This is a genomic window from Bradyrhizobium sp. 164 (assembly GCF_023073715.1).
In the GTDB taxonomy this organism is placed as follows: domain Bacteria; phylum Pseudomonadota; class Alphaproteobacteria; order Rhizobiales; family Xanthobacteraceae; genus Bradyrhizobium.
The window spans coordinates 75,778-92,473 of record NZ_JADPKA010000026.1 but is presented as its reverse complement, the minus strand read 5'-3'; the positions used below and the strand labels follow the sequence as shown (position 1 = coordinate 92,473).

Sequence of the window (16,696 nt, the reverse complement as noted above, 5' to 3'; positions counted from 1 at the left end):
TTTCCACGATGCGGCAGCCGCGGAAAAATAGCGGCAGGCTCAATCGGTTAGATCGAGATGCACGTGAAAGGAGATCACTCGAACAGCGGCGCCAGCTCCATCTGCGGCACGAGAACGATACCCTTGTCGGTGATACGAATTTCCGGAATGACCGATAGCGGAATCAAATTGAAGCCCATGTAGGGGATGGTGCAGCCGGCCTCCGCCCATTCTTTCTTGAGCTCCTTGACCTCTTCGGCCACCTCGGTGACGCGCTTGTCAGAGAGCAAGCCTGCGATCGGCAGCGGAACCAATGCCCTCACCTTGCCATCAGCCACCACACAGACGCCGCCCTGACGCTCCCTGATCGCCGATATCGCCACCTGCATGTCGCCCTCGTTGGTCCCGGCGACGATGATGTTGTGGCTGTCGTGGCCGACGCTGGAGGCCACCGCACCGCGCTTCAAGCCAAAATCCTTCAACAGGCCGTACGCGACGTTGCCCGCGGACTTGCCGTGGCGCTCGACCACCGTGACGAAGCACAGGCCGTAGCGAGCAAACAGCTCCGGCCAGTCATTGGCGGGCTCGACCCTGACCTTCTCGTGAATCAGCGTAATGCCCGGCAGCGCAGTCTTGATGGCATTGACGGTGCAAGCCTTTGCCGGCAGTTCCGGCGTCAGCTTGACCTTCTTGGGCAACTTCACGGTGGCATAAGCGGCCTTCGGATATTGATAGCGCTGTGACAGCGCCTGATCGAGCCTGGAGGTGATCTTGCCGTGCTCGACCACGAGCTCGCCGCCATACCAGGTGCATTGCGGCTTGAGATTGTCATCCATCAGCACGAGATCGGCGCGGCGGCCGCCGCCGAGCCCACCGATATCGCTCTCCATGCCGAAGCGGGTGGCACCATGCAGCGAGCCCATCGACCAAGCCTGCTCCGGCGACATCCCCGCCTTCACGGCTTCCCGTACCACCCAGTCGAGACCGAACAGCAGCAGATCGTCGGCATCCCGGTCGTCGGTGCACACGGCCGTGCGCTTGTGCGACGCCCCGAGCTCGGTGATGGTGCGGATCGCCTGCGGCAGCGAGTGCCAGGGCGTCGTCGGCGGACCACCGCGCAGGAACACCCACACGCCGGCGTCGAGCAGGTCGTCGGCGATGTCGCGGTCGATCGCCTCGTGCGTGTCGGTGACGCCGCTCGCCGCATAGGCCGCGACGAATTCGCGGCCATAGACATGGCCGGACACCGGGCGCCCGCGCTTCAACGCAGCGGCAAGGATCGCATGGCTGCGCTCGTCGCCCATCGTCACCGGGACAAAATCCATCTTCTCGCCGAGCGCCACCGCTTCGGGCCAGCGGTCGAACAGGGCCGCGATCTTGTCCGGTGTGAGGTCGCCGCCCGCGGTTTCCAGCTCCGCGGACGTTGCCGGCACGGTGCTCGGCACCGTCAGGAAGATCGAGAGCGGCGCCTCGCGCGCATCCTCGAGCATCGCCTCGATGCCGGCGACGTCCATGACGTTGCCGATCTCGTGGCTGTCGCAGAAGATCGTGGTGGTGCCGTTGAGCAGCGCGGCCTCCGCGTAGGCGCAGGCCGTCACCATCGAGGATTCGATATGGATGTGCGGATCGACGAGGCCTGGCGCGATGATGCCGCCGGCCGCGTCGTAGCTCGTGACGTCGCTCCACGCCTTCCTGGCTGTTCCGGCCGGCTTCACCGCCGCGATGCGGCCGCCGGTGATCCAGACCTCGCGGCTCGCGTGGACGCGCTCCGAATAGGTCGAGAGCACCCGCGCGCCGGTGATGACCAGATCCGGCGCGGCGCGTGCGGATGCGACGTCGGCGAGGCACCGCGTCATGCTGTGCAGCGGCGCGACGGCAAAACGAGTGAGCTTGGTCATGGGGGCTCTCGCGTGGGAATGGACAGCCCAGTGATGGTTGCCCCCGATGGCGGCAGGGGCAACTCAAATAATGCGGCATCCATGCTTACGCATTGGGCAGACGGGCCCCGCCTTCTAAGCTCCGCTAGTCCTCGTTCGCCTTGAAACGCCCGAGCCCCTTCAGCACGAAGGGCGCCAGCAGCGCGATCAGCGCGATGCCGAGCAGGGTCGCCGAGATCGGGCTCTGCAGCAGCGTCATGGGATCGCCGAGGCTGATCGCGAGCGCCCTGCGCAATTGGCTTTCGGCGATCGGGCCGAGGATCAGGCCGACGACCACGGGCGCGATCGGAAAATCGAACCGGCGCATCAGGAAGCCCAGCACGCCGAAGCCGGCCAGCATCGACAACTCGACCACCGACGGCTTTGCGGCGATGGTGCCCATGGTTGCGAACACGAGGATGCCGGCATAGAGCCAGGGCTGCGGGATCGCGAGCAGCCGCACCCACAGGCCGACCAGCGGCAGATTGAGCACCAGCAGCATCGCATTGGCGATGAAAAGACTGGCGATAAGGCCCCACACCAGGTCGGGCCGTTCGGCGAACAGCAGCGGTCCCGGGTTGAGGCCGTATTGCTGGAAACCTGCGAGCATCATCGCGGCCGTCGCCGAGGTCGGCAGCCCGAGCGTGAGCAGCGGCACCAGCGTGCCGGCGGCGGAGGCATTGTTGGCGGCTTCCGGTCCCGCGACGCCTTCGATCGCGCCCTTGCCGAACTCTTCCGGATGTTTCGTCAGCCGCTTCTCGGTCGAATAGGACAGGAAGGTCGGAATCTCCGCACCGCCCGCAGGCAACGCGCCGATCGGGAAGCCGAACATGGTGCCGCGGAGCCACGGCTTCCACGACCGCTTCCAGTCCTCTGTCGTCATCCACAACGAGCCATGCACCGGCTCGAGCTTCTCCTCGGTGTGGTGGCGGCGCGATGCGACGTAGAGCGCCTCGCCCACCGCGAACAGACCGACCGCAAGCGTCGTCACCTCGACGCCGTCGAGCAGCTCGGGGATGCCGAACGCAAGCCGCGCCTGGCCGGTCAGCTTGTCGATGCCGATAAGACCGAGCGTCAGGCCGATGAACAGGCTGGTCAGGCCGCGGATCGGGGAATCGCCGAAGGTCGCCGACACCGTGACAAAGGCGACGCACATCAGCGCGAAATAATCCTCCGGGCCAAAGCGCACGGCGAAATCGACCAGCCACGGCGCGAGGAATGCCAGACCGATCGTGGCGATGGTGCCGGCGACGAAGGAGCCGATTGCGGAGGTCGCAAGCGCCGGCCCGCCGCGGCCGGCCTTGGCCATCTTGTTGCCTTCGAGCGCGGTCGCCATCGAGGCGCTCTCGCCGGGCGTGTTGATGAGGATCGCGGTGGTCGAGCCGCCATACATGCCGCCGTAGTAAATGCCGGCGAACATGATCAGCGAGCCGCCGGGATCGAGCTTGTAGGTGACCGGCAAGAGCAGTGCGACCGTGAGCGCCGGGCCGATACCGGGCAGCACGCCAACGGCGGTGCCGAGGAACACGCCAATCAGCGCATAGAGCAGATTCATCGGCTGGATGGCGACTGCCATGCCATGCGCCAGCGCGGCAAAAGTGTCGATCACAGCAGTCGCTCCAGAGGGCCAGCCGGAAGGCTCAGCGTCAGCAGCCGATCAAATGCGAGATAGATGAGCGTCGACATCACGAGGGCGATAATGGAATCGGCAAGGATGGCACGGCGTCCGAACGCGGCTGACGTCGTGACGAACAGTGCCGACGTCGCCAGGATGAATCCGCCACCGAAGCCAATGATGGCGATCAGCAGCGCAAGGCCGACGAGGATCAGAACCACGGGGACAGGATCGGCACTTTCGCGCGCCGGCAGATTGCCACGTAGCGCGTCGATGAAATTGCCGATCGCCAGCAGCGCAAGCCCGGAGGCGACCACGACGGGCATCGCTTCGGGCCCCATCCCGTACATCCCGGTGGACGGCAGGCCGCGTGCGTCCCAGACCAGCACCGCGGCGAGACCTGCGAGCAGTGCGGCGATGACCAGACCGGCACGATCGACGCGCCGCCGCGAGTGGGCCGGATCGACTGAGGTCATGACTTGACCAGGCCGACCGATTTCAGCACGTCGGTGACGCGCGCCGTCTCCTTTTTCAGGAAGTCGGCGAACGCGTCGCCGCCGAGATAGGCATCCTCCCAGCCCTTCTGCTTGAGGATCTCCTTCCAGGCGTCCGATTTCACCATCTTCTCGACCGCATCGCTCAAAGTCTTGCGCTGCTCCGGCGTGATGCCGGGAGGTGCGACCACCGAACGCCAGTTGGCGATCACGAGGTCGATGCCCTGCTCCTTGAAGGTCGGGATGTCGCTGCCCGCGATGCGCTTCTCCGAGGTTACGCCGATCGCACGCAGCTTGCCGGACTTGATCTGCCCTTCATATTCACTCAGCCCCGAAATGCCCGCAGTGACCTTGCCGCCGAGAATCGCCGCCAGCGACTCGCCGCCCCCGGAGAATGGGATGTAATTGATCTTCTTCGCGTCGGCCCCGACGGCGCCGGCGAACAGCGCCGCCATCACGTGGTCGACGCCGCCGGCCGAGCCGCCGGCGAAGGTCACCTTGGCGATATCGGCCTTCACCGCGGCGGCGAGATCCTGCGCATTCTTGATCGGCGAATTGGCGGGCACCACGATCACCTGGATTTCCTCGGTGAGGCGCGCGATCGGCGTCACCTGCTCGAGCGTGACGGGCGACTTGTTCATGGCGAGGGCGCCCACCATGACGAAGCCGTTGACCATCATCTGGTTGCCGTCGCCCTTGGCCCCGTTGACGAACTGGGCGATGCCGACGCTACCGCCGGCGCCGGGAACGTTGGTGACCTGCACGCTGCGCGCGACGCCCGAGGCCACCAGCGCCTGCTGCATCGAGCGCGCAGTCTGGTCCCAGCCGCCGCCCGGCGCCGCCGGCGCCATCAGCTTGAGCTCGAGCTGCTGGGCAAAAGCCGGATTGGCTGCCGCGAGGATCAACGCGACGGCTGCGCCGATAACGCGCGCGGGAAATTGAAACATGGGGGCATCTCCAGGCTCATGCGGACGTTTGCCGCATTGTGTCGTTTGGTCGCATATCAGCCAAAACGGCCGATGCTGTCCAGTGACATCACCCCGGGGTCCTGGTTAGCGAGGCATCGGGATGACCCCGCCGAGCGCTGCCGTCAGTTCGGCGGCGACATCTCGCACGATTTGTCCGATTTCCGGCAACCTCTGGTCGGTCAGCCGGCTGGTCATGCCGGAGACCGAAATCGCCGCGAGCGGCTCGGCGCAGTCATTGTAGACGACCGCGGCGACACAGCGCAGACCCATGCAGGCCTCTTCATCGTCGAGCGCGTAGCCCTGCTTGCGGATCTTTTCGAGCTCTTTGAACAGGTCGCTCGGCCGCACGATTGACTTTTCGGTCAGGCGGGGCATGCCGTGGTGGCGGATGACGGCGCCGACGTCCTCGTCGGAATAGGTCGCGAGCACCGCCTTGCCGACACCGGAAGTCACCATGGGGACACGGCCTCCGACCTGGGTCAGCGATCGCATGATCTCGCGGCTCTCCATGCGGGTTAGGACGATGATGAACTCGTCGTCGACGACGGCGAGATTGGCGGTCTCGCGGGTGAGATCGCGCAGCTTGCGCAAGTAAGGGATCGCCTGCGTGGAGAAATTGCGCCGCCGCGCGAAGCTCGCGCCGACTGTGAAGCTGCGCACGCCGACATGCCATTTGGATTCGGCGCGGTCGAACTGCACGAAGCGTCGGCTTTCCAGCGTCGCCAGCAGGCGGTGCACGGTGGAGGCCGACAGGCCGGTGCGGACGGCGAGATCGCTGAGGCGATAGCCTTCATCGTCCTCGGCGAGGGTCTCAAGGATCGATAGTGCGCGGTCGACGGACTGCACGCCGCCGTCGCGCACCTCGTGGTCGGCCTCTGCGGTCGACCTGGGCTCGAGCGATTTGCGCCGGATCACGTTCTTGCTCATCGCGACCTGCCGCTCATGCGTCCCACATTCCGGGATGGTGCGCCGGGACTGCGCGCAGCGCGGGCCTGGCGTACCAGACCCGGAACCTCGAGATCCCGGGTCTGACCCTCCGGGCCGCGCTTGCGCGGTCCCGTCGCGTCGCCCCGGGATGACAGATAACGCTTAGAGCAGCCCTGCCCCGCGCGCCCATTTGTACTTGGCGCCCAGCACCTCGACCGGCAGCTCGGTCGAATAGGCGTAGGCCGGGATGCCGTTCTGGTAGAGATATTCGGCGGCTTCCTCGACCTCGACGTCGCCGGCGAGCGAGGCGACCATCGGCTTCACGAAACCCTTGGCCTCCATCTCCTTCTTCACCTCGACCATGTTGCGGGCGAACACCATCGGCGGGGTGACGATGGTGTGCCAGTAGCCGAGGATCAGCGCATGGATGCGCTCATCCGACAGGCCGAGCTTGACCGTGTTGACGTAGGTGATCGGCGGCTCGCCGCCGGTGATATCCACAGGGTTTCCGGCCGCGCCGAACGGCGGGATGAACTTGCGGAACGCCGCATCGAGGTCCGGCGGCATCGACATCAGCGACAGTCCGTTGTCGACGCAGGAGTCCGACAGCAGCACGCCCGAGCCGCCGGCACCGGTGATGATCAGTACGTTCTCGCCCTTCGGCGTCGGCAGCACGGGTACGCCGCGGGCGAATTCGAGCAACTGGCGCAGGGACCGCGCGCGGATCACGCCGGATTGCTTGAACACGTCCTCGTAGATCCGGTCGTTACCGGCGAGCGCGCCGGTGTGCGAGGACGCCGCCTTCGCGCCTGCCGAGGTGCGGCCGGCCTTGAGCACGACGACCGGCTTCTTCTTGGAGACGCGTTTTGCCGCTTCCGCGAAGGCGCGGCCGTCCTTGAGGTCTTCGCAGTGCTGCGCGATCAAATTGGTGTTCGGATCCTGCTCGAAGAAGGCGAGCAGATCGTCCTCGTCGATGTCCGACTTGTTGCCGAGGCCGACGATCGCCGACACGCCCATCTTGGCCGAGCGAGAGAAGCCGATGATGGCCATGCCGATGCCGCCCGACTGCGACGACAGCGCCGCGTGACCCTTGACGTCATAAGCCGTGCAGAAGGTCGCGCAGAGATTGGCCGGGGTATAGTAGAAGCCGTAGATGTTCGGCCCCATCAGGCGAATGTCGTACTTCTTGCCGACCTCGACGATCTCGGCCTGGAGCTCGGGCGCGCCGGCCTCCGCAAAGCCCGACGGGATCAGCACCGCGCCCGGGATTTTCTTCTCTCCGCATTCGGTCAGCGCCGCCGCCACGAACTTCGCGGGGATCGCGAACACCGCGACGTCGATCACGCCGGGCACGTCCTTGACGCTCTTATAGGCTTTGTAGCCCAGGATCTCGGCAGCCTTGGGATGGATCGGATAGATCTCACCCTTGTAGCCGCCGTTGATGAGATTCTTCATCACGGAGTTGCCGATCTTGCCGTCTTCGGCGGAGGCGCCGACCACCGCGACCGCCTTCGGCTGCATGATGCGGTTCATCGCCGCGACGATCTCTTCGGTCGGGCGCGGCTTCGGCTTGGGAACGTAGGCGAAGTCGACGACGATACGGACGTCGGCGGCGGTTGCGCCCTTCGCCGTCGCGAACACCGGGTTGAGGTCGAGCTCGACGATCTCAGGGAAGTCGGTGACGAGCTGCGAGACCTTGACGATGACGTCGGCGAGCGCCGTGCGGTTCACCGGCTCGCCGCCGCGCACGCCCTTTAGGATCTCATGCGCCTGGATGCCGTCGAGCATCGAGAGCGCGTCTTCCTTGGTCGCAGGTGCGAGGCGGAAGGTGATGTCCTTCAAGACTTCGACCAGCACGCCGCCGAGGCCGAAGGCGACCAGCTTGCCGAACGAACCGTCGGTGATCGAGCCGACGATGACTTCGGTGCCGCCGGCCAGCATCTGCTGCACCTGGATGCCCTCGATCTTGGCATCGGACTTGTATTTCTTGGCGTTGGAAAGAATGGTCTCGTAGGCCTTTTCGGCTTCCTCGGCCGTCTTGAGGCCGACGATGACGCCGCCGGCTTCGGTCTTGTGGAGAATGTCCGGCGAGACGATCTTCATCACGACGGGGAAGCCCATTGCGGACGCCATCTTGCCGGCTTCGCCCGCCGACTTGGCCACGTCCTCCTTCGGCACCGGAATGCCGTAGGCGTCACAGACCAGCTTGCCTTCCGGCGCCGTCAGGCTGGTGCGGTTGTCCGCCTTGACCTGGTCAAGCACCTTGCGGACGGCATCTTTGGAATTGGACATGTGGCTTCTCCCTTGACCTTAGTTCGTTCTTTGCAAAGCGCGCGCGTGGTTAGCGGCTGCCGGTGATGCGTGCCATTCGCCGCGCTCTGTTCCAGGGCGGAACGGAGTGGCATAAGCCCAAGACTACTCCGCCGGCTTGGATCAAAAATGGCTGGCGATGGCATTTGGTATGCCAGAAGCCAACTTGTCAAGCCAGTGCACCCCTTAGAACGCCGCAAAAAATCGCCGGCTTGACATTCTGGCATGTGGTATGCCAAAAACTTTCCCGTTAATATTCCTGTAAAAGACGACTCCCACCTGGAGGAGATTCGTCGTGTCACTACGGAAACCAACCAAGGCGTTGCCGAATATGGCCGAGGCAGACATCGCAATCGTTCGCATTGCCCCGGAGAGCAGCTTCAAGAACAAGGCGTATGACGCCTTGAAGGAAGCCATCCTCAAGATGGACATCTACTCGACGCCCGAGCCGGTGATGCTCGACGAGCGCGCGCTGTCCGAACGGCTGGGCGTCAGCCGCACGCCGATCCGCGAAGCGATCGCGATGCTCGAGCAGGACGGATTCGTGAAGACGGTGCCGCGCCGCGGCATCATGGTGGTGCGCAGGACCAAGACCGAGATCGTCGACATGATCCGCGCCTGGGCAGCGCTGGAAAGCATGGCCGCCCGCCTCATCACCACCACCGCGCGCAAGAAGGACATCACGGCGCTGCGCGACTTCTTCAAGGACTTTGGCAAGGACCGCCTGCCCGAGGATCATGTCGAGGAATATTCGCGCGCCAACATCGCCTTCCACCAGGCGCTGATCTCGCTGTCGGAATCACCCGTGCTGGTCGATCTCACCAACGACCTGCTGCTGCACGTGCGCGGCTATCGCCAGTTGACCATCGGACGCAAGGACCGCACCGCGACGTCGCTGCCCGAGCATCTCGGCATCATCGAAGCGCTGGAAGCGCGCGACACCGAGCTCGCCGAGAAGCGCGCCCGCGACCACACCCTTGGCCTTGCCGCTTACGTCGAAGCGCACGGCCAGGAACTATTCACGTAGCTCTTTACCTAGCAAACGTTCACCAGAAGGGCGAAGCACTCGCCCCACTACGAGAGATCAGGGAGACAAGGCCCATGCTGAACACCGCGACCAAGTCCGAAGCACCGGGCACCGAGCAGGAACTGACGGATGGCTTCCATCTCGTCATCGACGCGCTCAAGCTGAACGGCATCAACACCATCTATAATGTGCCGGGTATCCCGATCACGGATTTGGGCCGCATGGCGCAGGCCGCCGGTATTCGCGTGATCTCCTTCCGTCACGAGCAGAACGCCGGCTACGCCGCAGGCATCGCCGGCTATCTTACCAAGAAGCCCGGCGTGTGCCTCACGGTCTCCGCGCCCGGCTTCCTCAACGGTCTCACTGCGCTCGCGCATGCCACCACCAATTGCTATCCGATGATCCTGATCTCGGGCTCCTCCGAGCGCGAGATCGTCGACCTCCAGCAGGGCGACTACGAGGAAATGGACCAGCTCGCGATCGCAAAGCCGCTGTGCAAGGCGGCCTACCGCGTGCTGCACGCCCAGGACATCGGCATCGGCTTTGCCCGCGCCATCCGCGCCGCAGTCTCCGGCCGTCCCGGCGGTGTCTATCTCGATCTGCCGGCAAAGCTGTTCGGCCAGGTGATGAACGCCGATGCCGGCCAGAAGTCGCTGGTCAAGGTGATTGACGCTGCACCCGCACAGATCCCCTCGCCCGCTTCGGTGAAGCGCGCGCTCGATGTGCTCAAGAGCGCCAAGCGCCCGCTCATCATCCTCGGCAAGGGCGCGGCCTACGCGCAGGCCGATGAGGAGATCAAGAGCTTCGTCGAGAAGAGCGGCGTGCCGTTCCTGCCGATGAGCATGGCCAAGGGCCTCCTCCCCGACACGCATCCGCAATGCGCCGGCGCCGCCCGTTCGACGGTGCTGAAAGAGTCCGACGTCGTCATGCTGATCGGCGCGCGGCTGAACTGGCTGCTGTCGCACGGCAAGGGCAAGAGCTGGGGCGAAGCGCCGAAGAAGTTCATCCAGGTCGACATCGAGCCGAAGGAGATGGATTCCAACGTCGAGATCGTCGCGCCCGTGGTCGGCGACATCGGCTCGGTCGTCTCCGCCTTCAACCAGGCGATGGGCTCAAGCTGGACCGCCCCGCCCGCCGAATGGACCAAGGCGATTACGTCCAAGCGCGAGGAGAACGTCGCCAAGATGGCGCCGAAGCTCATGAACAACAAGTCGCCGATGGATTATCACGGCGCACTCGGCGTGCTGAAGAACGTGATCAAGGAGCACCCCGAGGCGATCCTCGTCAATGAAGGCGCCAACACGCTCGACCTCGCGCGCGGCGTCATCGACATGTATCGCCCGCGCAAGCGTCTCGACGTCGGCACCTGGGGCGTGATGGGCATCGGCATGGGCCAGGCGATCGCGGCCGCACTCGAGACCGGTCACCCCGTACTCGCAGTGGAAGGCGACAGCGCGTTCGGCTTCTCCGGCATGGAGGTCGAGACCATCTGCCGCTACAATCTTCCGATCTGCGTCGTCATCTTCAACAATGACGGCATCTATCGCGGCACCGACGTCAACGGCGCCAACTCCGATCCCGCGACGACGGTGTTCGTCAAGGGCGCTCGCTACGACAAGATGATGGAAGCTTTCGGCGGCGTCGGCGTGAATGCCACCTCGCCCGACGAGCTCAAGCGCGCAGTCAATGAGGCGATGGAGTCCGGCAAGCCGACGCTCATCAACGCGGTGATCGATCCGGCCGCGGGGTCGGAGAGCGGCCGCATCGGCAACCTCAATCCGCAGAGTGTTCTGCAGAAGAAGAAGTAACTCCGGGTCATTCCCCGCGCAGGCGGGGAATCCAGTATTCGCCGGACCATCCATTGTGGCGAGCACTGAGCCCAACCGAAACGATCGCGAATACTGGATGCCCGCCTTCGCGGGCATGACGGAAACAGAGTGGTAACAGGAGCAACACGATGACCAAAGCGCTCGAGGGCGTTCGCATTCTCGACTTCACCCACGTCCAGTCCGGACCGACCTGCACGCAGCTGCTCGCCTGGTTCGGCGCCGACGTGATCAAGGTGGAGCGTCCGGGCGTGGGTGATATCACCCGCGGCCAGCTACAGGACATCCCGAACGTGGACAGCCTGTATTTCACCATGCTCAATCACAACAAGCGCTCGATCACGCTCGACACCAAGAACCCCAAGGGCAAGGAAGTCCTGACCGAGCTGATCAAGAAGTGCGACGTGCTGGTGGAAAACTTCGGCCCCGGCGTGCTCGATCGCATGGGCTTCCCCTGGGAGAAGATCCAGCAGATCAACCCCAAGATGATCGTCGCCTCGATCAAGGGCTTTGGCCCTGGCCCGTACGAAGACTGCAAGGTCTATGAGAACGTCGCGCAGTGCACCGGGGGCGCCGCCTCCACCACCGGCTTCCGCGACGGCCTGCCGCTCGTCACCGGCGCACAGATCGGCGATTCCGGCACCGGCCTGCATCTGGCGCTCGGCATCGTCACCGCGCTCTATCAGCGCACCCACACCGGCAAGGGCCAGCGCGTCACCGCAGCGATGCAGGACGGCGTGCTCAACCTCTGCCGCGTCAAGCTGCGCGATCAGCAGCGCCTCGCCCACGGCCCGCTCAAGGAATACAGCCAGTTCGGCGAAGGCATTCCGTTCGGCGACGCCGTGCCGCGCGCCGGCAACGATTCCGGCGGCGGCCAGCCCGGCCGCATCCTGAAGTGCAAGGGCTGGGAGACCGATCCCAACGCCTACATCTACTTCATCACGCAAGCCCCGGTCTGGGAGAAGATCTGCGACGTGATCGGCGAGCCGACCTGGAAGACCGATCCGAACTACGCCAAGCCGGCTGCCCGCCTACCGCGCCTCAACGAGATCTTCGCCCGCATCGAGCAGTGGACGATGACCAAGACCAAGTTCGAGGCGATGGAAATCCTCAACAAGGACGACATTCCCTGCGGCCCGATCCTGTCGATGAAGGAAATCGCCGAGGATCAGTCGCTGCGCGCGACCGGCACCGTGGTCGAGGTCGATCACCCCACCCGCGGCAAATACATCTCGGTCGGCAACCCGATCAAGCTGTCGGATAGCCCGGCGGAAGTGACCCGCTCGCCCTTGCTCGGCGAGCACACCGACGAGATCCTGCGCTCGGTGCTCGGCTTCAGCGACCACCAGGTCGCCGATATCCACAAGTCCGGCGCACTCGATCCGCCGCAGAAGCAGGCCGCGGAGTAAGCGGAAAGCAGTTCGCCGCGAGACAAAGGGCCGCCCGTCGAGGCGGCCCTTTTTGCATGAGAATGCCTGCCGTCACGGGGCATCAACGTAAAAAGTCGAAAAACAACCCCATGCACAGTAGCTAACTCCTTGGTCGAAAAGGGATTGCTGATTTTGCGAAACTTTCTTTGACCCGTCGGGCAAAACAGGAGTATTATGCCATGGTCCAAAGCTACGGAGGCAAGCTCGGCTAAGAGCTTGCACCCTTCACCCGCCCTTCGCCCTCGTCTGAAACCAAACTGCGAGTGTCCAGGACGACTTCGCCGAGCAGTTGCAGCGTCTTGGCTTTGAATCCGCGGAATGTTCGGCCAAACCAACGTTGAATTCAGATTGGTCATCGAGGAACCGATACGGTGACCCACGGTTATTATCCTGACCGGTGCGCTCTCAGAAGTGCGGGCGCGCCTCCTTCACGGCGAGTGACTGAGCGCCTCGCAAGAGATCTGTTCAACGCTGAAGACTTGGCCGCCTTTCTCGTCCGGAGGGTGTCTATCCTTGTCAGCGTGGGCGCCGGAGGCGTGGCATTCAGCTATCGTCCGGACCACGCTCGTTGATCAAATCGAGGTCGAAATGTTGAAAGATCAATCCTCTGATCGCGCCAAGCGCGAAGCCAACAAGGCGTTCAAGCCTGTCAAAGCCCAAAAGCCGATGAATGACTATGCGAAGGACCAGCAATCCTTCAACGAGAATCGCGAGCGATTGAAAGCGGAGCGATTGGCCCGCGAGGCCAAGCCCAAGAGCCACTCCGAATAGCAGCGTTGTGGACCAGTTCCGGATCGCACTGGGCGAGCTGCATCGAAATGGACGCCCGACGCCGGCCTAGAGCAAGATCCGGACCCGAAGCGCCGCGTTAGCGCGAGTGTGAAGCGGCTTTCCGAAAAGATCACGGTCAAACAATGACCTAGGCACGATGGCGTTTCATCCCGATCTCATCGCACTTTAGAGCATCGAGAGCACGACGACCCCGTCCTCGAGCTCCCCCGAAGCGAGCCGCGTTCGCGCGATGCGCTCGAATTCCGTCCGGTATTTCTGAAGATAGCTGAAGGCCTGCTTCTGCGTCTGAAATGTGGTGGCCAGTCGGCACATCTGCCGGCCCGCGCCGAGCGCGAGAAAGAAAGTGATGGTGCCACCGCCGTCCGATTTAATTCTAGGCACGACCCGCATCCTTTGCATGTGACCGGCCCTCCGGATGCCGTCGGCAGTATGGAGCCGACTATCGCCGCAGCTTCTTGTTGCGCTTGGCCGTTACAGGCGCCGGCAACGATGCTTGAAGGGTTGCGTCGGCGACTTCCTTGGCTTCGCGCAGCTCTCGAAGCCGCGCCATGTTCTTGCGAACGTCCACGGCCTGCTTTTCGGCGTCCGCCATGGCGCGCGCGCCTTCTTCAGCGGCCAAACGCTGGCGATTGGAGCGTGCGACGGCTTCAGGCGACGGTTCAGCCGATCTCTTGGCGCTCATTGTTCACCTGCTCGACAACGGACAAAACCCGCTCAATCGGGGGATCGAGCGGGTAGCGTGGCCGTTTCAGTACATCCGTGAAACGGCGCCAGGGCCTTTATGCCAGCGAGAGATTTTCTGCGCTGACCTTGCCCCGCATCTTGTCGGTCTTGAGCTCGAAGTTGACCTTTTGGCCCTCAGCGAGACCCGCAAGACCAGCCCGCTCGACCGCGCTGATGTGAACGAACACATCATTGCCGCCGTCGTTAGGCTGAATGAATCCAAAGCCCTTTTGGCCGTTGAACCACTTCACAGTACCTGTCGTCATGTTCTTCTCCAAAGCGCACACGCGCACATTCCGCGTGAACGTCACGCAGAAAGAATTCATTTCGTCGATGTCTCTGGAAAAGGAGCCCGCAGGCGCATTCAACAAGGCACAGCGGCTGAACGAACAGCCTCAACATATACCTCATCATCATCAATTGCAAGGCTTGGCGGAATTTAATGCGCGCATGAGATCGGCGGACGTTTTCGGCTTTGAAGATTGACGCCGTACGGTGTCCGCGGCGAAGTGAGCTACGCCATTCGCAAGCGTCGATCTGACGCTAGCAGGCTCAATTGGCCGAGAGTGTCAACGGATGGCCGCTATCGAACGCCCACCGCGCGCTGCCGGCAAGCTGTTCACCGAAGAACTTCACCACGTCTGCCTCTCCCGCGGCCTGCGCTGGCGAACCGAGACAAACGAGAACGACGGTGACAGCCCAAAGCGTGCGCAAAGGAAGCCCTAGGGTGCGTACTCATAAAATCTGCTGCTAAGAGTAGGCGCGCGTGATGTCCGCTGTCCTCCAACAGCGGCACGAAAGCGGACGTTGTCGGACTTCCGAGAATGGCAACTCCGGACTCATGCGCTGCAGAAGAGTACCGACATTTGATCGCCTTGTGGACATTGGAAGTTATTCGGGCAACCCCGCTTTGCGAAAGCCCTCAATCATCAGCTTCGCGGTTTTTGATAGCTGGCTCCTGTCGATCCACGCCGAAATCGTGAAACCAGGATCGATCTCAAGCATGCGAGCCACCGCCTCACGGGCCTCGGCGTCGCGTCCGAGATAGGCGAAAGCGGATATGAGGCAGCGATATGGTCCTGGATAGTAGGGGTTGAGACGTAAGGCTTTCTTCGCTGCAATGATGACCTCGTCAAAGCGACGAAGCTCGATAAGGGCAAACCCTATCCCGGTCAGCGCTATGAATGCTTGCGGGTCTACCGGGCTCATTCGCATGGAGTGTTCAAAGCTCCGGATCGCTTCCTCTGGCTGCCCCGCAATCTTATAGACCCAGCCTCTGCGGTGCCATGCGTAGTATGAATTCGGGTTGAGCTTGACCGCCCGGTCGGACATCTCGATCTCGCTCTCGCAATCGCCGACAAGGAGCGCCGAAATCAAGGCAACACCCGCTAACGTGTCGGGATCACCATCGTCGAGGCTCAATGCCAGGCGCATGAGCCGAACGGCTTCCATGCGTTCGAATTGAGGATCGATGGCATAATTCCTGACCACGTTCTCCGAATGACAGGCACCTGCCAGAGCGGCGGCACCAGCAAATCCGGGATCAAGTTCCAAGGCGCGCTTGACCAGTCGGAGCCCCTCGGCCAACCCTTCGCGGGTCGATGGGACCGTTTGCTGTATGGCCCGGAGATAGAGATCATACGCGGTGAGGTCTTCCGGTCGTCGCCGCGATGCCAGTGCAAGTTCGGCTTGAAACAACTTTGGCCGAATGGCTGAGACGACGGCGAGCGTGATGTCGTCCTGCAGCGCGAAAATGTCCGTCATGTCGCGCTCGAACCTGTCCGCCCAGATGTGGGTACCTGTAGCTGCTTCAATCAACCGGCCCGTTATGCGAACTTTCCCCGAGGCCTTGCGAACCTCACCCTCCAGGACATAACGCACGCCAAGCCGGCGCCCGACGTCCTTAATGTCGACCGCCTTACCCTTGAAGGTGAAACTTGAATTGCGCGCGATCACGAACAACCCTTTGAACCGCGAAAGCGCGGTCGTGATCTCACCAACCATCCCGTCAGCGAAGTACTCTTGCTCGGGATCGCCAGACATGTTCGCGAACGGCAGCACGGCAATGGAGGGCCTGTCGGGTACTGCAGGAGCACTCACGGGCGAATCGACCGGATCTGGGCTCGCAACATCTTGCACCTCCCGCACCTGTCCCACGAAACGGAATCCCTTGCGCGGAAGCGTCCTGATGAGGCGCTGCTCCTCGCCAGTATCGCCGATGGCAGCGCGGGCAGCATTGAGGCGGGTCGTCAGCGCGGCATCGGACACAACGCGGCCGTGCCAGATGGCGCCGATGAGATCGTCCTTGCTGACGACGCGCTCCCGGTTCCGGATCAGGTATTCGAGCAAATCGAACACCTGTGGTGTAATGGAAACGACAGTTGCTCCGCGATGCAACTCGCGCCAGTCAGTGTCGAATACGTACTCTGCAAAGAGATAGCGCAAAATGCGAATCCCGTTGGATGAAGGCTCCCATGACGGGGTAGCGTTCTGGCCTCACCGGAAATCGCGAGAATAAGCCGCCGGTACGGAAAATGTAAGCTGCCGGTTAAGCGTCCGCGCCAATCCCGCGGCACTCTCCGGTCGGTGCAAAAACACCGTCCTGGAGACGCCGCAATGACCCGACGCATGGCACTACATGGCTGGAATGGACATCCGAATCGACCCGGCATGTCACCGGCTTCATCTG

15 protein-coding genes are annotated in these 16,696 nt (G+C 63.2%); 5 read left to right on the top strand and 10 right to left on the bottom strand.

The genetic code is table 11. The features are described from left to right. Positions 1-74: 74 nt before the first annotated feature. The 6 genes from IVB01_RS08475 to IVB01_RS08450 all read right to left on the bottom strand — a co-directional run bounded on the left by IVB01_RS08475 (position 75) and on the right by IVB01_RS08450 (position 8,191). Positions 75-1,877, bottom strand: a complete 1,803-nt coding sequence (locus IVB01_RS08475) for an adenine deaminase C-terminal domain-containing protein (protein ID WP_247278255.1) — start codon at positions 1,875-1,877, stop codon at positions 75-77. A gap of 124 nt (positions 1,878-2,001) precedes the next feature. Next, positions 2,002-3,471, bottom strand: coding sequence for a tripartite tricarboxylate transporter permease (locus IVB01_RS08470; protein WP_247278274.1), 1,470 nt, complete (start codon positions 3,469-3,471; stop codon positions 2,002-2,004). A gap of 29 nt (positions 3,472-3,500) precedes the next feature. After that, positions 3,501-3,986 (bottom strand): tripartite tricarboxylate transporter TctB family protein, encoded by a 486-nt coding sequence (locus IVB01_RS08465; RefSeq protein ID WP_247278256.1) that lies wholly within the window; start codon positions 3,984-3,986, stop codon positions 3,501-3,503. Beyond that, positions 3,983-4,951 (bottom strand): tripartite tricarboxylate transporter substrate binding protein, encoded by a 969-nt coding sequence (locus tag IVB01_RS08460; protein ID WP_247278257.1) that lies wholly within the window; start codon positions 4,949-4,951, stop codon positions 3,983-3,985. The genes IVB01_RS08465 and IVB01_RS08460 overlap by 4 nt, the downstream gene beginning before the upstream one ends. Positions 4,952-5,056: 105 nt before the next feature. Continuing rightward, positions 5,057-5,899: an IclR family transcriptional regulator gene (locus tag IVB01_RS08455; RefSeq protein WP_247278258.1), complete on the bottom strand. Its 843-nt coding sequence runs from the start codon at positions 5,897-5,899 to the stop codon at positions 5,057-5,059. A 162-nt stretch (positions 5,900-6,061) separates the two neighbouring features. Continuing rightward, entirely contained in the window at positions 6,062-8,191 is a 2,130-nt protein-coding gene (locus IVB01_RS08450) for an acetate--CoA ligase family protein (RefSeq protein ID WP_247415418.1), read from the bottom strand. A gap of 349 nt (positions 8,192-8,540) precedes the next feature. Here IVB01_RS08450 and IVB01_RS08445 point away from each other — a divergent pair, with 349 nt between their 5' ends. The 4 genes from IVB01_RS08445 (at position 8,541) to IVB01_RS08430 (ending at position 13,263) form a co-directional block, all read left to right on the top strand. After that, positions 8,541-9,236, top strand: coding sequence for a GntR family transcriptional regulator (locus IVB01_RS08445; RefSeq protein ID WP_247278275.1), 696 nt, complete (start codon positions 8,541-8,543; stop codon positions 9,234-9,236). 74 nt (positions 9,237-9,310) lie between these two features. Beyond that, positions 9,311-11,044: an oxalyl-CoA decarboxylase gene (oxc, locus tag IVB01_RS08440; RefSeq protein WP_247278260.1), complete on the top strand. Its 1,734-nt coding sequence runs from the start codon at positions 9,311-9,313 to the stop codon at positions 11,042-11,044. Positions 11,045-11,193: 149 nt separating this feature from the next. Beyond that, positions 11,194-12,471, top strand: coding sequence for a formyl-CoA transferase (frc, locus tag IVB01_RS08435; RefSeq protein ID WP_247278261.1), 1,278 nt, complete (start codon positions 11,194-11,196; stop codon positions 12,469-12,471). Between the two features lie 609 nt (positions 12,472-13,080). Continuing rightward, a complete protein-coding gene (locus tag IVB01_RS08430; RefSeq protein WP_247278276.1) occupies positions 13,081-13,263 on the top strand; it encodes a hypothetical protein in 183 nt (60 codons plus the stop codon). Between the two features lie 186 nt (positions 13,264-13,449). Here IVB01_RS08430 and IVB01_RS08425 read toward each other — a convergent pair whose 3' ends face one another. From IVB01_RS08425 to IVB01_RS08415, 3 genes are all read right to left on the bottom strand, one after another. Then, positions 13,450-13,674 carry a hypothetical protein gene (locus IVB01_RS08425; RefSeq protein ID WP_247278277.1) on the bottom strand — a complete coding sequence of 75 codons (225 nt, stop codon included), beginning with the start codon at positions 13,672-13,674 and terminating at the stop codon, positions 13,450-13,452. A gap of 49 nt (positions 13,675-13,723) precedes the next feature. After that, positions 13,724-13,966, bottom strand: coding sequence for a transcriptional regulator (locus IVB01_RS08420; protein ID WP_247278262.1), 243 nt, complete (start codon positions 13,964-13,966; stop codon positions 13,724-13,726). 97 nt (positions 13,967-14,063) lie between these two features. Next, entirely contained in the window at positions 14,064-14,273 is a 210-nt protein-coding gene (locus IVB01_RS08415; protein ID WP_007593324.1) for a cold-shock protein, read from the bottom strand. Here IVB01_RS08415 and IVB01_RS08410 point away from each other — a divergent pair. Next, positions 14,272-14,493, top strand: coding sequence for a hypothetical protein (locus IVB01_RS08410; protein WP_247278263.1), 222 nt, complete (start codon positions 14,272-14,274; stop codon positions 14,491-14,493). The two genes, IVB01_RS08415 and IVB01_RS08410, sit on opposite strands and share 2 nt — an antisense overlap. A gap of 405 nt (positions 14,494-14,898) precedes the next feature. On the opposite strand, the gene IVB01_RS08405 is transcribed toward IVB01_RS08410, so the two are convergent. After that, positions 14,899-16,452 carry a winged helix-turn-helix domain-containing tetratricopeptide repeat protein gene (locus IVB01_RS08405; RefSeq protein ID WP_247278264.1) on the bottom strand — a complete coding sequence of 518 codons (1,554 nt, stop codon included), beginning with the start codon at positions 16,450-16,452 and terminating at the stop codon, positions 14,899-14,901. Positions 16,453-16,696: the final 244 nt, after the last annotated feature.